Annotated in this window: 20 protein-coding genes; 4 read left to right on the forward strand and 16 right to left on the reverse strand. The window is 70.9% G+C overall.

Annotated elements, in window-relative coordinates; genetic code table 11:
* Positions 1-11: 11 nt before the first annotated feature.
* The 9 genes from FCH28_RS29550 to FCH28_RS29590 all read right to left on the reverse strand — a co-directional run bounded on the left by FCH28_RS29550 (position 12) and on the right by FCH28_RS29590 (position 7357).
* Positions 12-1847, reverse strand: coding sequence for a complex I subunit 5 family protein (locus FCH28_RS29550; RefSeq protein WP_136743251.1), 1836 nt, complete (start codon positions 1845-1847; stop codon positions 12-14).
* Between the two features lie 3 nt (positions 1848-1850).
* The gene (locus FCH28_RS29555) at positions 1851-2195 is read right to left on the reverse strand and encodes a sodium:proton antiporter (RefSeq protein WP_136743252.1); all 345 of its coding nucleotides are present in this window, start codon (positions 2193-2195) and stop codon (positions 1851-1853) included.
* Positions 2192-2941 carry an MnhB domain-containing protein gene (locus FCH28_RS29560; protein WP_136743253.1) on the reverse strand — a complete coding sequence of 250 codons (750 nt, stop codon included), beginning with the start codon at positions 2939-2941 and terminating at the stop codon, positions 2192-2194. The genes FCH28_RS29555 and FCH28_RS29560 overlap by 4 nt, the downstream gene beginning before the upstream one ends.
* Entirely contained in the window at positions 2938-3198 is a 261-nt protein-coding gene (locus FCH28_RS29565; protein WP_136743254.1) for a Na(+)/H(+) antiporter subunit B, read from the reverse strand. The genes FCH28_RS29560 and FCH28_RS29565 overlap by 4 nt, the downstream gene beginning before the upstream one ends.
* Positions 3191-3610 carry an MrpF/PhaF family protein gene (locus FCH28_RS29570; RefSeq protein WP_136743255.1) on the reverse strand — a complete coding sequence of 140 codons (420 nt, stop codon included), beginning with the start codon at positions 3608-3610 and terminating at the stop codon, positions 3191-3193. Before FCH28_RS29570 ends, FCH28_RS29565 begins: the two co-directional genes overlap by 8 nt.
* Positions 3607-3771: a hypothetical protein gene (locus tag FCH28_RS38320; RefSeq protein WP_169314275.1), complete on the reverse strand. Its 165-nt coding sequence runs from the start codon at positions 3769-3771 to the stop codon at positions 3607-3609. The genes FCH28_RS29570 and FCH28_RS38320 overlap by 4 nt, the downstream gene beginning before the upstream one ends.
* A gap of 227 nt (positions 3772-3998) precedes the next feature.
* Positions 3999-5327: an NAD(P)/FAD-dependent oxidoreductase gene (locus FCH28_RS29575; RefSeq protein WP_136743256.1), complete on the reverse strand. Its 1329-nt coding sequence runs from the start codon at positions 5325-5327 to the stop codon at positions 3999-4001.
* A gap of 760 nt (positions 5328-6087) precedes the next feature.
* Positions 6088-6726 (reverse strand): endonuclease, encoded by a 639-nt coding sequence (locus FCH28_RS29585; RefSeq protein WP_136743257.1) that lies wholly within the window; start codon positions 6724-6726, stop codon positions 6088-6090.
* Positions 6727-6826: 100 nt separating this feature from the next.
* Positions 6827-7357 carry a DUF2231 domain-containing protein gene (locus FCH28_RS29590; protein WP_136743258.1) on the reverse strand — a complete coding sequence of 177 codons (531 nt, stop codon included), beginning with the start codon at positions 7355-7357 and terminating at the stop codon, positions 6827-6829.
* 250 nt (positions 7358-7607) lie between these two features.
* On the opposite strand from FCH28_RS29590, the gene FCH28_RS29595 reads away from it, so the two are divergent.
* Positions 7608-7778 carry a hydrophobic protein gene (locus FCH28_RS29595; protein ID WP_136743259.1) on the forward strand — a complete coding sequence of 57 codons (171 nt, stop codon included), beginning with the start codon at positions 7608-7610 and terminating at the stop codon, positions 7776-7778.
* Between the two features lie 323 nt (positions 7779-8101).
* Positions 8102-8569, forward strand: coding sequence for an ATP-binding protein (locus tag FCH28_RS29600; RefSeq protein ID WP_136743260.1), 468 nt, complete (start codon positions 8102-8104; stop codon positions 8567-8569).
* 132 nt (positions 8570-8701) lie between these two features.
* Here FCH28_RS29600 and FCH28_RS29605 read toward each other — a convergent pair whose 3' ends face one another.
* From FCH28_RS29605 to FCH28_RS29620, 4 genes are all read right to left on the reverse strand, one after another.
* The gene (locus FCH28_RS29605; protein WP_136743261.1) at positions 8702-9535 is read right to left on the reverse strand and encodes an SDR family oxidoreductase; all 834 of its coding nucleotides are present in this window, start codon (positions 9533-9535) and stop codon (positions 8702-8704) included.
* Between the two features lie 122 nt (positions 9536-9657).
* On the reverse strand, positions 9658-10401 hold the full coding sequence (locus tag FCH28_RS29610; RefSeq protein ID WP_136743262.1) for a L,D-transpeptidase family protein: 744 nt from the start codon (positions 10399-10401) through the stop codon (positions 9658-9660).
* A gap of 64 nt (positions 10402-10465) precedes the next feature.
* Positions 10466-10966 carry a metallophosphoesterase family protein gene (locus tag FCH28_RS29615; protein WP_136743263.1) on the reverse strand — a complete coding sequence of 167 codons (501 nt, stop codon included), beginning with the start codon at positions 10964-10966 and terminating at the stop codon, positions 10466-10468.
* Positions 10967-11045: 79 nt separating this feature from the next.
* A complete protein-coding gene (locus FCH28_RS29620) occupies positions 11046-11837 on the reverse strand; it encodes an SDR family oxidoreductase (RefSeq protein ID WP_136743264.1) in 792 nt (263 codons plus the stop codon).
* Positions 11838-12198: 361 nt separating this feature from the next.
* Between FCH28_RS29620 and FCH28_RS29625 the strand changes: the two genes are divergently transcribed.
* Together FCH28_RS29625 and FCH28_RS29630 are read left to right on the forward strand one after the other, a co-directional pair.
* Positions 12199-13551: a M64 family metallopeptidase gene (locus FCH28_RS29625; protein ID WP_136743265.1), complete on the forward strand. Its 1353-nt coding sequence runs from the start codon at positions 12199-12201 to the stop codon at positions 13549-13551.
* A gap of 225 nt (positions 13552-13776) precedes the next feature.
* A complete protein-coding gene (locus FCH28_RS29630; RefSeq protein ID WP_136743266.1) occupies positions 13777-14943 on the forward strand; it encodes a winged helix DNA-binding domain-containing protein in 1167 nt (388 codons plus the stop codon).
* Between the two features lie 24 nt (positions 14944-14967).
* On the opposite strand, the gene FCH28_RS29635 is transcribed toward FCH28_RS29630, so the two are convergent.
* The 3 genes from FCH28_RS29635 to FCH28_RS29645 form a co-directional block, all read right to left on the reverse strand.
* On the reverse strand, positions 14968-15345 hold the full coding sequence (locus tag FCH28_RS29635; RefSeq protein ID WP_136743267.1) for a DUF6234 family protein: 378 nt from the start codon (positions 15343-15345) through the stop codon (positions 14968-14970).
* A gap of 85 nt (positions 15346-15430) precedes the next feature.
* Positions 15431-16492, reverse strand: a complete 1062-nt coding sequence (locus FCH28_RS29640) for a saccharopine dehydrogenase NADP-binding domain-containing protein (RefSeq protein ID WP_169314278.1) — start codon at positions 16490-16492, stop codon at positions 15431-15433.
* Positions 16493-16555: 63 nt separating this feature from the next.
* Complete coding sequence (locus FCH28_RS29645) at positions 16556-17905, reverse strand: cytochrome P450 (protein WP_136743269.1); 1350 nt, start codon at positions 17903-17905, stop codon at positions 16556-16558.
* Between the last annotated feature and the right edge of the window lie 45 nt (positions 17906-17950).

The following is a 17950-nucleotide window of genomic DNA, read 5'->3' on the forward strand; positions in this document are numbered from 1 at the left end:
TCGGACACGCCCTAGAGGAGCATGCCGGGGACGGTGAGCACGGCGAGCAGGGCCACTCCTGCGAGCGCCCAGGCGACGTAGTCGCCGATATGCCCGGACTGCATGCGCCGGATGGGCGTCCACCAGCCCGACGCTCCGGGATGCCCGGTACGCCCGGGGCGCCACACCGCGAGCGCCGCGCATCCGATGGCGAGGGCGGTGGAGACCAGGTCCAGTACGACACCCGCCGCCGTCCAGTGCGGCGAGGCCGACACATGTGACAGCGCGGAGCCGGAACCCAGCACCGTGCCGAGGTACCCGGTGTGGTCGGCGAAGTGGTCCCCGGCCGCGCCGACCGCCGCCGCGAATCCCGGCAGTACGCCCACGGCCAGCGCCCCGGCCAGCAGCGCGACGGGCACCGCCAGCATCGTGCCGGGGACACGGCCGAGCCGGTCGCCGGTCTCCGGCTCCTCCTCCGCACCCGAGGTCTCCGGCTCGCCGTCCGCCTTCTCAGCGGGCGGGCGCGGCCCGGCTCCGCCGAAGACCCGGAGGCCTGCCCGCAGCACCGCACCACCGGTCACGGCCGAGACCAGCACGAACACCGCGGGCAGCCACGGAGCCTGCTGCCCGGCCGCCTCCTCCGCCACCGCCTTGCCCAGGCCGGTGCCGAACGGCGGCACACCCGCGAGCGCGAGCGCACCGACCCCGAACAGCACGCCGACCAACCGCAGCTCCCGCCCCCGCCCGTACAGCTCGTACTCGTCCACCGAGCCGTACCGGGCGAGGAGGATGCCCACGCACGCGAACAGTGCCGCTTTGGCCCCGGCGTGCCCGAGCACATACAGCGCGGTCCCGGAGACGCCCTCGGGAGTGAGCACGGCGACGCCGATCAGGAAGAGTCCGACGTGCCCGATGGTGGAGAAGGCGAGCAGCCGCTTGAGGTGCCGCTGCTGCCAGCACATCGCCGCACCGAGGACGGCCGTGGCGACGCCGATGACCAGCAGTGTGCGGGTGCATGAGCTGTGCGACACGCCGCCCGGCCCTGCAAAGACGGTCCAGTACACCCGTGCGGCGCCGTACACGCCGAGCTCCACCATCACCCCGGACAGCACCATGCACACCGGCGTCGGCGCGACCGCATGCGCGTCGGGCAGCCAGAAGTGGAACGGCACCGCGGCGGCCTTGATGAGCAACCCGGTCATCACCAGCACAAAGGCCGCCAGCACCAACGCGTCCGGCTCCCCGGTGCCGAGTGCCCGCCCGATCTGCGCCATGCCCAGTTCGCCGGTACGCGCGTACAGCAGGGCGATGCCGAGCAGCATGCAGTACCCGCCGAGCGAGTTGACGATCCCGAAGGCCAACGCCCCCTGCAGCGGCCGTGGTTCCTCCACGCGGTAACCGGTCAGCGCGTAGGCGACCACGCTCATCAGCTCGAAGAAGACGAAGGCGTTGAACAGGTCGCCGGTGAGCGTGAAGCCACACATGCCGGCCTGGAAAAGCAGCAGCAGCGCCGGGAAACCACCCGCGTGGCGCGGCGGCGGCTCCTCCAAATACCGCCAGGAATAGACGAACGCGGCGACGGTCACCACCGATGCGAGCGCGGCGAGCCCCACCCCGAGCGGGTCGCCGACCAGCGCGATGCCCACACCCAGCCCGTCCTTCGGACGCCAGCCCCCGGCCCAGGCGACCGCCGGCCCCTCCAGGACCCCGATGAGCGCGAACACGCACAGCGCCACGGTGCCGGCCGCGAACGCGGCGCCCAGCGCGTCGGCCGCGATCCTGGTCAGCCGCCTCCCCGCGGCGACCAGCACGGCCGAACCCAGCAGCGGCACAGCGACGACCAGCGGGAGCAGCTCACCGGCGGCCACCCCTCAGCCCCTCAACTCGGCCAGCTTGTCGGGATCGACGGTCCCGTGCCGTTTGCGCAGCTGGACGACGAGAGCGAGCAGCAGAGCGGTCACGGTCGCGCCCACGACGATGTCGGTGAGCGCCAGCGCCTGCACCACCGGGTCGACGACACGGGCGCCCGGGGGCAGGTCGGAGAAGACCGGGGCGGTGCCGCCGCGCCGGTATCCGATCGCGACCAGCAGCACGTAGGTGGAGGACTGGGTCACCGTCAGGCACCCCACGGCGTGGATGAGATTGCGGCTGGTGACGAGCCCGTACACGCCGATGAGGAAGATCCACCCTGCGGCCAGGTACGGAAGGACGCTCATCGGGCTCCCGTCTCCTCGGCCGTCTCCTCGATCTCGACGGCCTGGTCCAGAAAGCGGGCGAGCAGCACGATGATCCCGCAGGCCACCTCCATCCCGACCGCGATGTTGAGGACCGCGACCGTGCCGCCGGAGGACAGGGTGTTGAACGTACCGTGCGGAACGACGTTGGCCAGGAACGCCGAACCGGCGAGCACCGCCGCAAGGCCCGTGACCACGTATGCCGCCTCACCGACCGCGTCCCCGACCTCGTACAGCCCGACCGGCCGGATCCGCTCCAACGCGCGGTAGTCCGCGGCGATGTAGAGCAGATGCAGTGCGGTGGCCAGCACGATCCCACCCTGGAAACCACCGCCGGGACTGAGCGGTCCGTGCGCGACGACGTAGAAGCCGACGACGAGCGCGACGGGCAGCATCAGCACTCCGAACCAGCGGACGCGGTCGGCGACAGGTGCGGGGGTCGGGTCGGTCCTGCGCTCGCCCCGGACCTGCCGCAGCAGCACCACCGTGCCGAGCACCGCGGCGAAGAGAATCGTCTGCTCGCCGAGCGTGTCGAAGGCACGCTGGTCGAAATTGACGGAGCTGACAGCGTTGGCGGTGTGCTGTGCGAGCGCGGTACGCACGGCCCGGTCACCGTAGGGATGATGGTCGCCGCCGAACGACGGCAGGTCGAAGCACGCCCATGCGTACAGCGCCGCGACCAGGACCGCACCCACCAGGAAGACCCACAGCCGGACGGGACGGCTCACCGGTCCTCGCTCCCGCTCCTCGGCCCGCGCTTCACCTTGCGCACCGTCAACAAGATCATCAGCGGTGTGACGGCCGACCCCACCGCGAGCTGGGACAGCGCCACATCAGGGGCCTGCACAAAGGTGTAGAGCAGCGCCAGGAACAAGCCGAGCAACGAGAGCACCATGGACTGGCGCAGCGGGTCGCGATGGAACACCGCGGCCGTCGCGGCAGCGGCGACCAGCACCACCGCGATCGCGATCAACACCTCATCCATGCCTGTCCGTTCCGGCGCTCGTCACGGTGTTCCCTGCGACCACAAGCACGCCGATCACCAGCAGTTTCGCCATGGCCCTGCCCGGCCCGGCCACCACACACAGCGGCAGCACGGTCGCGGGAACCACGGTCCATGCTGTCCCCAGCACCACCCGGGAGCGCGGCAACACACCCAGAAAGCGGGCATAGACCAGCGTCCCGGCGGGCCCCAGCATGGCCAGCACAAGCGCCAGATCGGTGTACGAGGGACGGCCGAACCCCTGCGCCGCCAACAGAAAAACCGGGCAGGCCAGCACGGTCGACAGGTTCTGCGCGACCAGCCGGGTCCGCGGCTCGCCGACCGCCATCGTCCACAGAACCGGCGCCAGCCCCGCCACGAGCAGGACCGCCGCGGCCAGCAACCAGCCGTTCACCGCCGGGTGACCGCCTTGCGCGCGGCACGCACCGCCAGCGCCGCGACCAGCGCGGCCGCGGCGCCCACCAGTACCTCAAGCGGCTGGACGGTGGAGATCAGCACCCACCACAGTGCGGTCAGCGCCACCCACCACCCCAGCACCTCCACCATCCAGGCCACCCAGACACCTCCGGCCGGCCGGATACCGGCGGCCCGCACCACCCGTGCGGAACCCGGCCGAGACCCTGGCCGTGGCGCAGATCGTAGGCGGCCCGCACCCGTCCCGGGCAGATCCACACCGACGGCCAGCGTGTCATCCCCCGGCAGACGGGTGCGGCTGCTCGGCGCGATACCACCGCACACCGGCGGGAGAACCGCCGTCGAACCACCCGCTCGGAACCACGTGCTCAGTCCCGTTGCCCTCCGCGGGGCGCTGCCGGGACCTCCGGCGCGGTGTGCTCCAGCGGGACCGCGCGCGCACGCACCAGGCCGAGCTGCACGCCCTGGCGGGGCAGCACCGCGTCGAACAGCCAGTCGGCGGCCACCCTGACGCGATTGCCCGGCATCGCCAGCAGGTGGTAGCCCCGGGTCACCGCACCCGCGACCGGCCCCGACAGCGGCACCTTGAACGGGTTTGCCGCGGCCTGGACGCCGCCGAGGTCGACCACGAAGCCCAGGTCCCGGTGCTCGTAGGGACGGCGGGTGCCGTGCCCGCAGGAGGCGGCGATATTGCGTGCGGCCGCCTTCCCCTGGCGCACGGCGTGCTGCGCGGTCATGGGCGCTATCTCGCCCGGATGCCCGAGGTCGGGCACCGCCGCCGCGTCGCCGCAGGCGAACACCTCGGGGTGGCCGGGCACGTTCAGGAACGCGTCGACGATCAGGCGGCCCTTCTCGGTCGCCAGACCCAGGTCGGCGACGAGGGGATCGGGGTGCGCCCCGACGCACCAGATGAGGGACCGGGTGGGCACGAATCGGCCACTGGTCAGGCGCACGCCGTCCTCGGTGGCCTCCGCCACCGAGGTGCCGGTGAGCACCTGCACGCCGCGCTTCTTGAGCACTCGGAAGGCGGTGTCCGACATACGCGGGTCGAGTTCGGGGAGCACCCGCGGAGCGACGTCGAGCAGCAGCCAACGCGGCCGCTCCCCGAATTTCAGCCTGGGGTGCCGGCGAACGAGCGCGTCGGTGAACCGCTGCCCGTGCGCGGCCACTTCCGTGCCGGTGTAGCCCGCGCCGACCACGACGAACGTGCACCGGGCCGCGCGTTCGTGCCAGTCGTCGGCGGCGTCCGCCAGCTCGATCTGGCGGGTGATGTGGTCACGCAGGTAGAGCGCCTCGGGCATGCCCCGAAAGCCATGGGCGTGCTCGACCACACCGGGGATGGGCAACAGCTTGTTGACGCTGCCGACGGCGAGAACCAGCCGGTCGTAGCCCAGGTCGTGGTGGTGGCCTTCCGGGTCGGTCCAGCCGACCCGGCGCCGGTCCAGATCGAGCGCGTCGGCCTCGCCGAGGACGAGACGCACCCCGGGCAGGGTGCCGGCAAGCGGGACCGCCACCCTGCGTGGCTCCAGGATGCCGGTCGCCACTTCGGGCAGCAGGGGCACGTACAGGAAGTAGTCGGTCGAGTTGATCAGTACGATCTCGGCCGCGCCGTGGGCGAGGCGGGAGAGTCGGCGGGCCGTCGAGAAGCCGGCGAATCCGGCTCCGACAATCACGATGCGCGGTCGGCGTCGTTTCATAATCGCTTCCAGACGAATCGACACGGCGGTGAGTCGGACGGTGCGAGTTCGGCGAACGGCGGATGACCTCCGCTCGGACGGTGTGAGTTCGGCGATCTGCGTCGGACGGTGTGAGTTCGGCGATCTGCGTCGGACGGTGTGAGTTCGGCTATTTGCGTCGGACGGTGTGAGTGGGTCGGGTGCCCGGAAGGCACCAGGGACAAACTCGCCCTGCCGGGCCGGCGGCTCGGCCGGGGGCCGCCGGCCGAGCGTTCATCACCGATCCCCAGCGAAGTCACCGATCCCCGCCGAAGTCACCTGTCGGCACACGGGGGCTGAGCGTGTAGGTGCGGCCCTCGTCGCCCCACTCGCCCACCTCCGGTTCCAAGCCGGCGTCCATGGCCCGAATACAGGGGTGCCCACTACCAGGCCACCGACCTCGACGCGGTACCCGTACGTGGGATGCGAGGTGTGCACCACCGGACACGAACTCACCCGCAGCGCACCCAGAACCACGTTCCCGACCCGCGGCGCGACACCACGGTCCGCGGCCATGCGCCGCAGCGCCGAGCGCAGCTCCGCCCGCTCGTCGGTGACCAGCCAGGCATCCACGCGCGGGGGCGGATCGGCGCCCGGACCGCCGTCGAAAGCGACCCGCTGTTCGCCGTAGCGCAGCAGCAGACCGGCCGGAGCGAACCGCGGCGAATTCATCGCGCCCACTCCCAGCAGGGTCAGCCGCAGGCGCCGCGTCATAGGGCCGGCCCAGCTGCGGGTGCGGCCTTCAGGCCGTTGCCGCGGCGCCGACGTCCTCGGCCACCTGCTTGCTGAGCGCGGTTCGGACCAGCCCCGCGGCGAGTCGCGGCAGGTCGGCCTCTGCCACGAGGGATACCAGCTTCCCGGGCGAGGCGGGCAACCCGAGCCGCTCCGCCCCGTCCAGCGCCTTGCGGTCGAGGTAGGGGGAGAACTCCGGCCATACGGCCTGAGCCTCCCGCAGGAAGATGTCCACCCCCGTGGGGCCGATGCCGGGGACCTCCCGTAGCAGCTTCTTCGGGTCCGTACCCTCGCGCAGCCGCCGCAGATCGCCCTTGTACCGCTCCAGCAGCAGCTCGGCCCCCTCGCCGAGTTGGGTGGAGGTGCGCTCGTCGTAGCGCCGGTAGCCGCCCTCGCCGAGCGCGTCGACGCGCTGCTGCCAGGTGGCCTCCGCCATCCGCCGGGCATCGCGCATTCCGGCGGTGAACAGCGCGCGGGCCGCCGCCACCGCGGTGTCCGACCGGATACGGGCGGACAGCAGTAACGAGAGCACCAGGAGCTGGTACAGCGGCGCTGGGGTGTCCCGCAGCTTGATGCCCGCCTGGGCGGCGTAGGTCCGGCCGTGCCGGTCGAGCAGTGCCCGGACCACGGCCTCGTCCTTCTTGCTCATGACGCACTCACTCGTCCTTGTTGTTCAGACGCACGCCTTCACCCGGATTCGCCGTGCAGGCCCGTTGAATTCGTGAAGCCGCGTGCCGCGTACTTCGCCGTCACGCGGTGTGGGTGCCACGGTGGTGCAGCAGATGGATCGGCTGGGCTTTCTGCACCGCCAGCTCGTCGCGCTCCTGCATGGTGGTGAGCCGGACGCCGATGTGGAAGTCCTGGACCAGCGTCCAACCAAGGAACCCGGCCCCCAGTGTGCAGCCGAGGCCGACCGCGGAGAGCACGATCCCGGCCGTCGCTCCTGTGGCGGGCCCGTCCCAATGCGCGGCGTAGACACCGAGGCTGGCGCCGAACAGGCCCAGTGCGGCGACATTGAGCCCGGCGTGGATCGCGCCGACCGTCTTGGCCGCCGATTTGCGCGGGACGCCGGCGACCCAGTCGATCAAGCCGGGCACCGCCGCCAGGAGCGCTCCTCCCACGCCGGCGATGTTCAGGGCGATGGTCCAGTTCAGCCAGAACTGCTGGCCGGTGGCTCCGTAGAGAGCGAAGCCCACGAGGGTGCCGGTGTAGCCGGCTACCGGGTAGGCGATGAGCATCGGATGGACCGGGTGTCCGGCCAGGGTGACCCTGCTGTACATGACGCCTCCCGCTTTTGCTACCCGACCTCTCTGCTCGAACAGTTTCAGCGTCCTCCGGCCGTGTACGGCACGCAAACGATCCCGCCCGCGCGGTCCCACCCGCCGACGATCCCGGGCCTTCACGAGCCCGCCGCTCACGTATTGTCGAGTTGAGGTGACCGACTGTCGCGGAGGCGGCGCGGAAGGCGTCGAACCGGACTGGCACCACAGCGTTGGCCGGAGGACACTTGGTCACGGAAGGTGAGTTCTGATGGTTCCTCTGCTTTTGGTGCTCCTCCTCATCCTGATCCTTTTCGGGGCAGGCTTTGCACTGAAGGTCCTGTGGTGGATCGCCATTGCCGTACTGATTGTGTGGCTGCTGGGCTTCGTCTTCCGGGGCGCGGCCGCCGGTGGCCGTCGCGGGCGCTGGTATCGCTGGTGAGCAACGGCGCTGGTCCGGGGGTGCAAGTGCCTGACGCACCCCCGGACGCTCAGGGGCGCCGCGGCCATCGCCGACAGTGCCGTCCATGCCGGGGCTGGTTATGACCGCATGTCAGATCTCAGCTTCTCGCTACTTCCCGCTGCGTCGCCACGCCTCCGGCAGGCAGATAGACCGTCGATCCGGGAACAGTCGACGGCCCGCGGCTGTTATCTCCATGGGCACCGTTTGATGGGCATCAGACCGCTCGACGGGCATCACCCGCATCGCACGGTCGTCACTACCGCCATGCCGGAAAGTCCGGAAAAGGAAGGAACGTGGGCACCATGACCGGCACCACCACCGCCACCACCAGCCTCCCGCCCGAGGCCCGGACCGGCCGGACCGCCTGGACGGATCGGCCGGGGCAGGGTGGAGCCTGGCCGCTGCCGCACCGGCCCGAGGCCGTCCGGGCAGCCCGCAGTATCGCCCGGGAGGTGCTGGCGCTGTGGAAGGTGACCCCCGAGGTCGCCGACGTGGCTGTGCTGGTGGTTTCGGAACTCGTCACCAACGCCGTCGAACACGCCTCTCCGCCGCTCACGCTCCATCTGAGCCGGGTACCCGGGGACGGTGCGGTGCATGTGGAGGTCACCGATGGAGGCCCGGCCGCCACGGAGGGCGACTGGGCGGCGAGCTGCGCCGAGGGCGAGCGTGGACGCGGCCTGACGATCATCGACACCGTCGCGGCCGCCCACGGCGACCACTGGCAGACCGGCCACGCCACCCACTGGGCCGATCTCACCCCCGCCGCCTGACACCGTCCCCTCGCTCGGCGAGGACGGAGTCACCACGCGGTGCCTCAGCAGCCGCCGAAAGGCATTCGACGACTCATTCCAGGACTCATTCGACGACTATGCGGCGGCTCATTCGGCGAGTCATAGATCGAGTCAGCGGAAGGCGGCAGCGTTCTCCGCGGCCCATTGTCGGAACGTCCTGGCCGGGGAGCCCGTGACCCGCGAAACCGTATGGCGCACCATCAGCAGTTCGTCGTTCACCTCCCCGCCGGTCACATCGAGCACCGCGTCCGCCGCCTCGTCACCCAGGAATCCCGCCATCCGCCGGTGCGCCTCCTCCCGGCTGATCTCGACACAGGGCACCTCTCGCCCCAGCGCCGCGGCGAGGGCGGCGAGCTGCTCGCGGGGGGTGATCCTCTCCGGACCGGTGAGTGCGTAGGTCCGCCCATGATGGCCCGGCTCGGTCAGCGCCCTCCGGGCCACCGCGGCGATGTCCGCGGGGTGGACGGTGGGAAGGCCGACATCCGCATACGGCACGCGGACCGGTTCACGTGCACGGATCGACGCCGCCCACCACAACGCGTTCGAGGCGAACTGCGTCGGCCGCAGGATCGTCCACCTCATGCCGCTGTCCTTCAGCAGCTTCTCGACGGCCCGGTTCTCCCCGGCGGGGCCGAGGTGCGGATGGGACCGAACCGTGATGGACGACACGAGGACGACGTGCTCGACTCCCGCTTGGCGGGCTGCCGTCAGGAAGTCGGCGTCCGAGCCCATGCCCGGGACGAGGAACAGCGAGCGCACGCCCTCCAGAGCAGGCTTCACCGAAGCCATCCGGGAGAGGTCGCCCTCCACCGCTGCCACCCCTGCCGGGAAGCTGGCCTGCGCGGCATCGCGGGTCAGTGCCCGCACCGGTGCGGCACCGGACGCCCGCAGCTCCCTCAGAAGCGCGCTTCCTATGTTTCCGGTGGCTCCCGTTACGAGGATCATGGACGCACGCCCCTGCCGTCAGATGATGGTCAACTCATCGTGACGCTAGGACCTCAACCGCAGTTCAGGTCAAGGTCCTTCGTCCTCGTCCGTCCCCATCCGGAGGCGCCGCCGGCCAGTCCTCAGGTGCCGGACTTGCGACCGTAGACGAAGACGTCATCACCGTTCCCGAGCAGGGACCAGTACTTCTTCGCATCCTTGTCGCGCATATTGACGCAGCCGTGCGAGCCGGGAGCCGACCACACGCTGCCACTGATGGAGTGGAATGCCTGCCCGCCGTCGAAGAACTGGCTATAGGGCATCGGCACGTTGTAAAGGGTCGACACATGATGCAGGTGTCGCCAGTAGATCTTTTTGGCGCCGGTGCGGGTCTCGTATCCATCGCGCCCGCTGCGTATCGGCACGGGCCCGAACACCAGCTTTGATCCGTCCTGAATCCAGCTGAGTTGACGGGTCAGGTCGACACAGGCTATTCGCCCTTTCCCGGTGGGGCACTTATGGGCCTTGTTCGGGTTGTTCCCGGCCGCCTTCTGCTGTGTGACGAGGCTCATCACACCCCAGGTGACGGGACCCGCGTAACCGATGTTCGGGGTGATTCCGTGACTGGTCTGGAAGTCACGGATGGCCCGGCAGTCGGACGCCGATTGGCGGCCGTCCACCCGGAGCCCGAGGAATTTCTCGGCCTGCTTTTGATATGGGCCACGGACCGCGGTACAGGGTGACGCGGCCGAATGAACGGTGGCGGCCTGGGCGCTGGTTCCCCACGCCATCGTCAGCGGCAGGGTCAGAGCAGCAAGGGCGAGAGAGGCACCCGCCCGACGCCGTGCGCCGGAACCCCGGCGTCCTACGATCAGTCGTCTCTTCATGCCCAGTACGACCGTTTTTCCGACCAGTCGGTTGCAGGGACAACCGGACCGGAAAAAGTTGTCCTCAGCCGCGCGGCAGGCGATGCAATTCCACCGAGACGAGCCGGCCCGCACCGACCTCCGCCGTCATGTATGTGCAGTACGGCTGCCGCCGGCGATCCGTCGGCGAACCGGGGTTCAGCAGGCGCAGCCGGTCCTCGGCCAGGGAGTCCCACGGGATGTGGCTATGGCCGAAAACCAGCACATCGAGGTCGGGGAACCGCTCGGCGCAACGACGCTCCCGCCCCTTCGCCGGTCCGGTCTCGTGGATGACGCCGAGCCGTACGCCCTCCAGTTCCGCGTACGCGACCTCCGGCAGCCGATCCCGCAGCTCCGGCCCGTCGTTGTTCCCGTACACCCCGATCAGCCGTGCAGCACGAGCCCGCAGCAGGTCCAGGGTGGCGGTGTCGACCCAGTCGCCGGCGTGCACGACGATGTCGGCACGCGGCACCTCGTCGAGCAGCTGCTGCGGGAGCGTCCTGGCGCGCTTGGGCAGGTGGGTGTCGGCGGTGAGCAGAAGTCGCACCGGCCGACCGTATCCGCCCGAGCCCCGGCCGCCGCGACGCCCCGCTGATCAGCCGATCACCTCGCGTCGTGTCCGACGGTCAGCGCTCCTGTGCGGTCGGCCGCACCGTGATCTCGTTGATCGCCACATGCGCCGGCTGAGTGATCATGAAAACGACGGAGCGGGCGACATCCTCGGCGTTCAGCCAGGTGTCCTGTGGCAGTCCGTGGCCCGATGCGGCCCGGCTGTTGCCGACCGTCATCTCCGTCGCGGTCATACCCGGCTCGACGAGTCCGGCCCGCACGCCGCGCCCGGTCACCTCCTGGCGCAGCGCCTCGCTGAACGTGCACACCGCGTGCTTGGTGGCCGAGTAGACGCTGTTGTCCTTGCGGGGCACCCGGCCCGCCACCGAACTGACGGTCACCAGGTCGGCGACGCCCCGGGGCCGCTCGCCCGCCGCACGCAGCAGATGGGGGAGTGCGGCGTGCGACATCCGCAGAACGGCCCTGAAGTTGAGGTCGACCATGCGGTCCCAGTCCTCGGGATCGCTGTCCTCCACGGAGCTGCGCACACCGAACCCCGCATTGTTCACCAGCACGTCCAGCCGCCCGAGGCGGTCCACGGCGGTATCGACCGCCTGCCGTGCCCGAGCCCCGTCGGTCAGATCGGCGGTCAGGGCGAACGCCGAACCGCCTTCCTTGCCGATCGCCTCCACGAGCTCCGCCAACCGCTCCGTCCGGCGGGCGACCAGTGCCAGCGAACAGCCCTCCCGGGCCAGCGCCATGGCGGTGGCCGCACCGATGCCGCTGGAGGCGCCCGTCACCAGCCCCGCGGTCCCCGACAGCGGCTTCCGGCCAGTCTCGTTGATGCTCATGGTGCCCGTGGTGCCCATTGCGCTCTCGCTCCTCGTGCTCTCGCATACGCGATCCATTCGGCCCGCATGTGCCGAAATCCCCGGTCCGGGGACCAGTACCCCACCGCGCATCCGATTGCGCTTCCCGTCCGCCGCCCGTGCCCCCAAGCGCCGCCTGCGCCCGTGCACCCAAGCGCCGCCCGTGCACGTGAACACGGCCGGACTCCGTCTCATCTCACGCTCCGGTTGGCGAACCGGCACTCACCGTCGCGAATTCTCCATACCAGTAGTTCACTTGGACATCAATCGTTGCCTGGCGTCCCCGAAGCCTCTACGTTGAGCGCGCCTGAATCCGACTCAACTCGCCGCTTATGCCGCGGGCTTCGGAAGGAAACCCCCCATGCGCAAACACCTGTCCATACGTACCTCCACCGGCACCCCCAGACGAATATCCGTCCGCACCGGCATATCCGCCGCCCTATCCGTAGCGGCACTGTTCACCGCCGCGGCGGCCACCGCGACCGCGTCTCAAGGAGCCGCCCCGACCCCGTCCCAGCACAGCCAAAACACCCAGCACGTCGAGTACTTCAGCGGAGCCGGCAGCCACCCCCGCCACACCACCGTCCCGGCCTCGAAGCCGCTCTCCCGATCCGAGAAGTCCGCGATCGCCTCCGACGGCGACGTCACCCCGATCGTCGAGAACGGCCCCGTCGACACCAAGCTCGACGTCGTCTTCATCGGTGATGGCTACACCGCCGACCAGCAGGAGGACTTCCACGACGACGTCCGCGCCAAGTGGGCCAAGATCACCGCGGTCGAGCCGTACGCCTCCTACACCAACCTCTTCAACGTCTGGGCCGTCGACGCGGTCTCCAACGAGACCGGTGTCTCCGGCGACCCGTCGAAGGACGTGGTCCGCGACACCGCCCTCGACTCCGCCTTCTTCTGCGACGGCATCGAGCGACTGCTCTGCGTCGACACCGGCAAGGTCGAGTCGTACGCCTCGAAGGCGCCGGCCGGCGACCTCGTCGTGGTCCTCTCCAACTCCACCAAGTACGGCGGCGCGGGCTACAACGACGTCTCCTCGCAGGTCGGTTACGACGGCATCGCCACCGCCTCCTCCGACAACGACCAGTCCGACCAGATCGCCGTGCACGAGACCGGTCATTCGCTCGGCAAGCTCGCCGACGAGTACGACTACGGCCAGCCCGGGACCTACACAGGACCCGAGCCCACCGAGGTCAACCTCACCAAGCTCTCCGCCGAGGAGATGACCGCCCAGCAGCAGAAGTGGTACCGCTGGATCGGCCAGGAGTCACCGGACGGCGGCAAGGTCAACGCATATGAGGGCGGCGGCTACTACCAGTACGGCCTCAACCGTCCCACCGAAAACTCGATCATGCGGACCCTGGGCCGGGAGTTCAACCTCCCCGGCCGCGAGGCCATGATCGCGGGCTTCTACCGCTATGCGAGCGTCCTGAGCAGCCGGGTCGCCACCGACCACCCGCTGAGCCGCGGAGACCGCATCCGAGTCACCGTGCCCCGCTCCGCGCAGGTGAAGTGGTACGTGGACGGCCGTGAGAGCAAGGGCGCGCGCGGCAGGACAACAGCCGTACCGCGCGCCCTCGGCGTCCCCGCCGACGGCCGCACCCACACGGTCACGGCCAAGGCCACCGACCGCACGAACGCGGTCCGTGACCCGGCCCTGCGGAAACTCCTCTCCCGATCGCTGAGCTGGCGGGTCGCCTCCTAGGCGCAGGCAGACGCCGTTGCCGGACCCCGGCAACGGCGTCTGCCCGGCTGTACGTACGTACCGTATGCATTCGCAGGCCCTGTGGGGTGGCGCGACAGGGGGGTTGTGTCCGTATTGCGCACCTTCTGGGGCTGATGTACAGTACTAATGTACTGAAGCGAGCTGAGGGCTGCCGAGTCCGCGCCCGGACCCGCTCTCCGCACCCACCCCCGGAGTCACGTCCTCATGGCCTCCTTCCGCCGTCACATCACCGCGGCCGAGCGCCGCGCCCGCCTGGGCCACCGCCATCTGCTGGCCGCCACGTCGCGGGTGAAGACCCCCGAGGGCGTCACGAACGCGCTCATCGGCCTGCACGCGACCGACCCGGCGACCGTGTTCCTCTCCGCCGCCGCACGGCTGGCGGAGCCGGACGTGGCGATGGTGGAACGGGCGCTGTACGAGGAGCGGACGCTGGCGCGGATACGGTGCATGCGCGGGACCATGTTCGTCGTTCCGGCCCCTCTCGCGCCCGCCGTGCAGTCCGCGACCGGCAAGGACACCTACCGCGACCGCGCGGCCGCCATCGAACGGCTCGGCAACGCGGTCGGCTGGGACGAGCGCCGCTACACCGCGGCCGAACAGGAGGCTGTGGCGGCCCTGGCCGCACGCGGCGAACTCACCGCGGCCGAACTCGCCGCGGCGGTACCGGCCCTGGCCGAGCAGATCACCGTGTACCCAGGCAAGTCGTACGAGTCCCGCCAGCGCGTGTGCTCCACCGTGCTCGGTGCGCTGGCCGCCGAGGGCCGCATCCGCCGTGCCCGGCCCGCCGGCAACTGGACCTCCGCCCAGTTCCGCTGGGCCCCGGCCGACCCGCTGCCCCAGGTGCCCGTAGCCGAGGCCAGGGCGACCCTCGCGCGCCACTATCTCGCCGCCTTCGGCCCCGTCACCGAAGCAGACCTCAAGTGGTGGACCGGCTGGACGCTCACCGACACCCGCAAAGCCATCGCCGCCGGCGGCGCCGAAGCCGTCGACCTCGACGAAGGCACCGGCTACCTCATGCCCGACGACACCGAACCCGTCGACGAGCCGCTGCCGTGGGTCGCGCTGCTGCCGGGCCTCGACCCCACCCCGATGGGCTGGCGCGACCGTCACTGGTACCTCGATCCCGACCTGGTACCCGCCCTGTTCGACCGCAACGGCAATATCGGCCCCACCGTCTGGGCGAACGGCCGCATCGTCGGGGCCTGGGCTCAACGCCCCGACGGTCGCATCAACCACGGCCTGCTCACCGACCCGGGCGGCGAGGCCCGCGCCGCCATCGAAGCGGAGACCGCCCGGCTCACCGACTTCCTCGCCGGCACCCGGATCACCCCCTCCTACCGCACCCCTCTCGAACGCCGGCTCGCCCAGTAGCGCCCCCATCCGCCGGCCATCGGGTCACCGGCGGTTCGACGGGTCGCCGTCGCAGATCACGCCCGCGTGACAGGCGTTTCGATAGGAGTCCTCGTAGGCGCTCTCTCCGGCGGGTCCGGCGCAGAGCATGACCCCGCAGATGACGACGAACATCACGGCCTGCCCGACAGCGACCGACCGTACGCGCCGGACGGCGGCCACCACCGCGGCGACCAGGGCGAAGATCGGCACGACCGCGGCCTTCTTCAGGTACGGGCCCGGCGGGTCGCCGTAGTGCTGTGGGTCCCACGACCAGTAGTAGGTCGAAGCCCAGGACAGGCCGATGAAGGCAAGGACCGCCAGCTCGATGACGGCCAGTGCCACGGCCGTGCGTCTGCCGGTGCGTTCGGCTTTGAGGTTCACCAGTCGACCCTCACCTGTCCGGATACGCGGTGTCCTGAGTACGGGTACTCAAAGGTGAGTACCCGTACCCGAGGACAAGCCTCGGTCAGGCGAGTACGGAGTCCAGCAGTGCCGCCCGCTCCGCGAGTTCGTCGATGGCTATGGGGTGGGCCAGGTCCGGAGCGATCCCGGCGACGGCTCGGTGGCCGGCGGCGGTGAGGTGGACGGTGCCCGCGTCGTCGATGTGATCGACACCGTCACCGCCGGCCATGCGCTCGTTGAAGGCGATCGCGTCGGCCTCGGTGAGCCCAGGCGGGAGATCCAGGGCCACCGAGCCGTCGACGATGCGGACCGGGTATCCGCCCGGCAGGCCCGCCGGGGCGGCGGTGGAATGGCGCAGTGGGCCGGCTCCCGGCAGCAACGCTTCCAGGACCGGGATGACCGCGGCCGCGGTGACGACGTTGTAGCGCGGGCCGGGCGCGAGCGGTGGCGCCTGGTAGGCCAGGGAGTCGCCGCGCCGCCCTTCCTCGCCGAGATAGACCCGGCAGCGCTGTTCCGGGTCGGCGGGCTGACGCGCTTGCATGACGTCGAACACATGGGCGTGGTGCCCGAGCACACGGATCAGTGGCGCCGGCCGGTCCGGGTGCGCGGCGCGCAGGGCGGCGCGCACCCGCAGCTGCATCATCGCGGCGTTTCCCAGGCCGACGGTGGGCGCCAGACCGAGACGGGCCAGGATCGGCCCGGTCACGTCCGGGAAGGACAGGTTCGCCACCGGCCCGGTGTAGCCGGCCTCGCGAACGGCCCGCATGACGGAGAGCACGAGCGGGAGTTGGTAAGGCAGCCGCAGGCCGAGACCGGCGGCGGCGACGGCGCGGGCCGCGGGATCGGGGCGGCCGGACATCGCCCAGGGGCTGCGCAGCGAGGCGCAGTGCACGACCAGGTCGGGGCGGGTGGCGGTGAGCAGCTCGGCCACCTCGTCCTGCCGGGACGCGTCGAGCCGGACCGCCTCGACAAGGCAGTCGCGGGCGCTGGCCACGGTCGCCGCGATGTCATGGCGCGCGGACGATCGGCCCGCCACCAGCAGACGCCGCCCCCGGCCACCGGCGGCCAGCCCGTCCGCGACCCGCTCGCCCATGTCGCCGGCACCGATGATCAACACTGTGGTCATCGCGCCATCGTAGACCGCGCTTGCAGCCATCGGCGCTTCCTCCCAACGGGCCCCGATCAGCCACTACTTGGGAAGGAGGGCGAAGCGGAGGGAGGTGTGGTCGATGGTGCGGGGAAGCGGGACCGGTGGGGCGAGGGGGCGGCGGGGGAGCAGCAGCAGGGCTTTGTGGTCGCGTAGGAGGGCGGCGAGGAGGGTCGCGGCGGTGAAGAGGACGAGGTCTTGGCCGGGGCACTTGGCGGGGCCGTGGCTGAAGGGGGCCAGCGCCCAGTTGTCCTCGTTGCGGCCGTCCAGCCAGGCCTCGGGCGCGAACTCGTCGGCGTGCGGCACGTGTTGGTCGTCGCGGTGGAAGAACGAGCTGTAGAACACGACGCAGGTGTCGGCGGGTGTGCTGGTGCCGTTGTGCCAGGTGATGTCCGCGGTGGTGTCGCGGAGGATGGCCAGCGAGGTGGGCCACAGGCGCAGCGACTCCAGGACGCAGGCTCGGAGGAAGGGCAGCGCGTCCGCGGTGGCCGGCTGGGCGGGGTCGGTGCCGGCGAGTTCGGTACGTACCCGGTCGGCCTGTTCGGGGTGGCTGGCCAAGAGGGCGAGGGCGCTGTAGGTGGCGATGGACGCGGCATCGTAGGCGAACAGCCAGTGCGGGACCTGCCCTACCGGTTCGGTCGCCTCGGTGCTGGGGGTGGCGGCGACCAGGGCGGCCAGGCTGCCGGGCTCGGCGCTGTCCACGTATGCGCGGACGCGGGCGAGGAACGCGTCGCGGGTTCGGTCCTTCGGCCTGCGCAGGTTGAGCCAGTTGCCGTCGGCGCGCAGCCTGGCCAGCAATTCGGTGATGCGGTGGTCGTCGCGGGCGGCGTCCCCGAGGACGACACGGCGGATGATGCGCCAGAAGGCCGCGGAGAAGTCGTCCCAGTCCAGGGGACGGGCCGAGCCGTGGTGGAGGGCGAGGAGGGCCTGGGCCTCTTCGCGGATGCGGGGAGTGAGGACGGGGAAGAGCCGGTGGGCCGGGGCGCCCCGGTCGAGGACCGTCTCGTTGAACGCGCGGCGCTCGGGGCGGACTTCGGCGGGAGAGATGAGCACTCCGTCGGGTTCGAAGTGGCGCAGGGCGCCGGCCTTCTCCCGGTTGGCGGGGGTGAGCGGCGCGGGGGTGGCGGTGAACAGGATCCGGGCGTCCTGCGGGGAGAGCAGCAGGAGCATCCGCCGTCCGGGGACGGTGACCGAGACCGGGCCCGCGCCGTGTCGGCTGCGCACCCGCGCGAGAGTGCGATGGGCCCTGCGGTGGGTGTCGAAACGGGCGGCGAGGCGGACCATACGGGGCCGGCGCAGGATCGCCCCCTGGGCCAGGGTCGGGACGAAGACGGTGGCGCCCAGCAGAACCGTCTCCAGGACCGAGGCCCGCGCGGGTGGCCGCTGTTGCATGGTGCTGTCCTTTTCCAGCTCGTGGGGGAGTGCGGGGTGAGGGTG

The organism is Streptomyces piniterrae (genome assembly GCF_005048155.1).
Lineage (GTDB): Bacteria > Actinomycetota > Actinomycetes > Streptomycetales > Streptomycetaceae > Streptomyces > Streptomyces piniterrae.

Coding starts and splice junctions, on each gene's coding strand:
- FCH28_RS29555 (WP_136743252.1), bottom strand. CDS start 2,195: ATGAGCGTCCTTCCGTACCTGGCCGCAGGGTGGATCTTCCTCATCGGC.
- FCH28_RS29565 (WP_136743254.1), bottom strand. CDS start 3,198: ATGGATGAGGTGTTGATCGCGATCGCGGTGGTGCTGGTCGCCGCTGCC.
- FCH28_RS29605 (WP_136743261.1), bottom strand. CDS start 9,535: ATGATCCTCGTAACGGGAGCCACCGGAAACATAGGAAGCGCGCTTCTG.
- FCH28_RS29620 (WP_136743264.1), bottom strand. CDS start 11,837: ATGGGCACCACGGGCACCATGAGCATCAACGAGACTGGCCGGAAGCCG.
- FCH28_RS29590 (WP_136743258.1), bottom strand. CDS start 7,357: ATGTACAGCAGGGTCACCCTGGCCGGACACCCGGTCCATCCGATGCTC.
- FCH28_RS29630 (WP_136743266.1), top strand. CDS start 13,777: ATGGCCTCCTTCCGCCGTCACATCACCGCGGCCGAGCGCCGCGCCCGC.
- FCH28_RS29600 (WP_136743260.1), top strand. CDS start 8,102: ATGACCGGCACCACCACCGCCACCACCAGCCTCCCGCCCGAGGCCCGG.
- FCH28_RS29610 (WP_136743262.1), bottom strand. CDS start 10,401: ATGAAGAGACGACTGATCGTAGGACGCCGGGGTTCCGGCGCACGGCGT.
- FCH28_RS29625 (WP_136743265.1), top strand. CDS start 12,199: ATGCGCAAACACCTGTCCATACGTACCTCCACCGGCACCCCCAGACGA.
- FCH28_RS29575 (WP_136743256.1), bottom strand. CDS start 5,327: ATGAAACGACGCCGACCGCGCATCGTGATTGTCGGAGCCGGATTCGCC.
- FCH28_RS29640 (WP_169314278.1), bottom strand. CDS start 16,492: ATGACCACAGTGTTGATCATCGGTGCCGGCGACATGGGCGAGCGGGTC.
- FCH28_RS29645 (WP_136743269.1), bottom strand. CDS start 17,905: ATGCAACAGCGGCCACCCGCGCGGGCCTCGGTCCTGGAGACGGTTCTG.
- FCH28_RS29585 (WP_136743257.1), bottom strand. CDS start 6,726: ATGAGCAAGAAGGACGAGGCCGTGGTCCGGGCACTGCTCGACCGGCAC.
- FCH28_RS29595 (WP_136743259.1), top strand. CDS start 7,608: ATGGTTCCTCTGCTTTTGGTGCTCCTCCTCATCCTGATCCTTTTCGGG.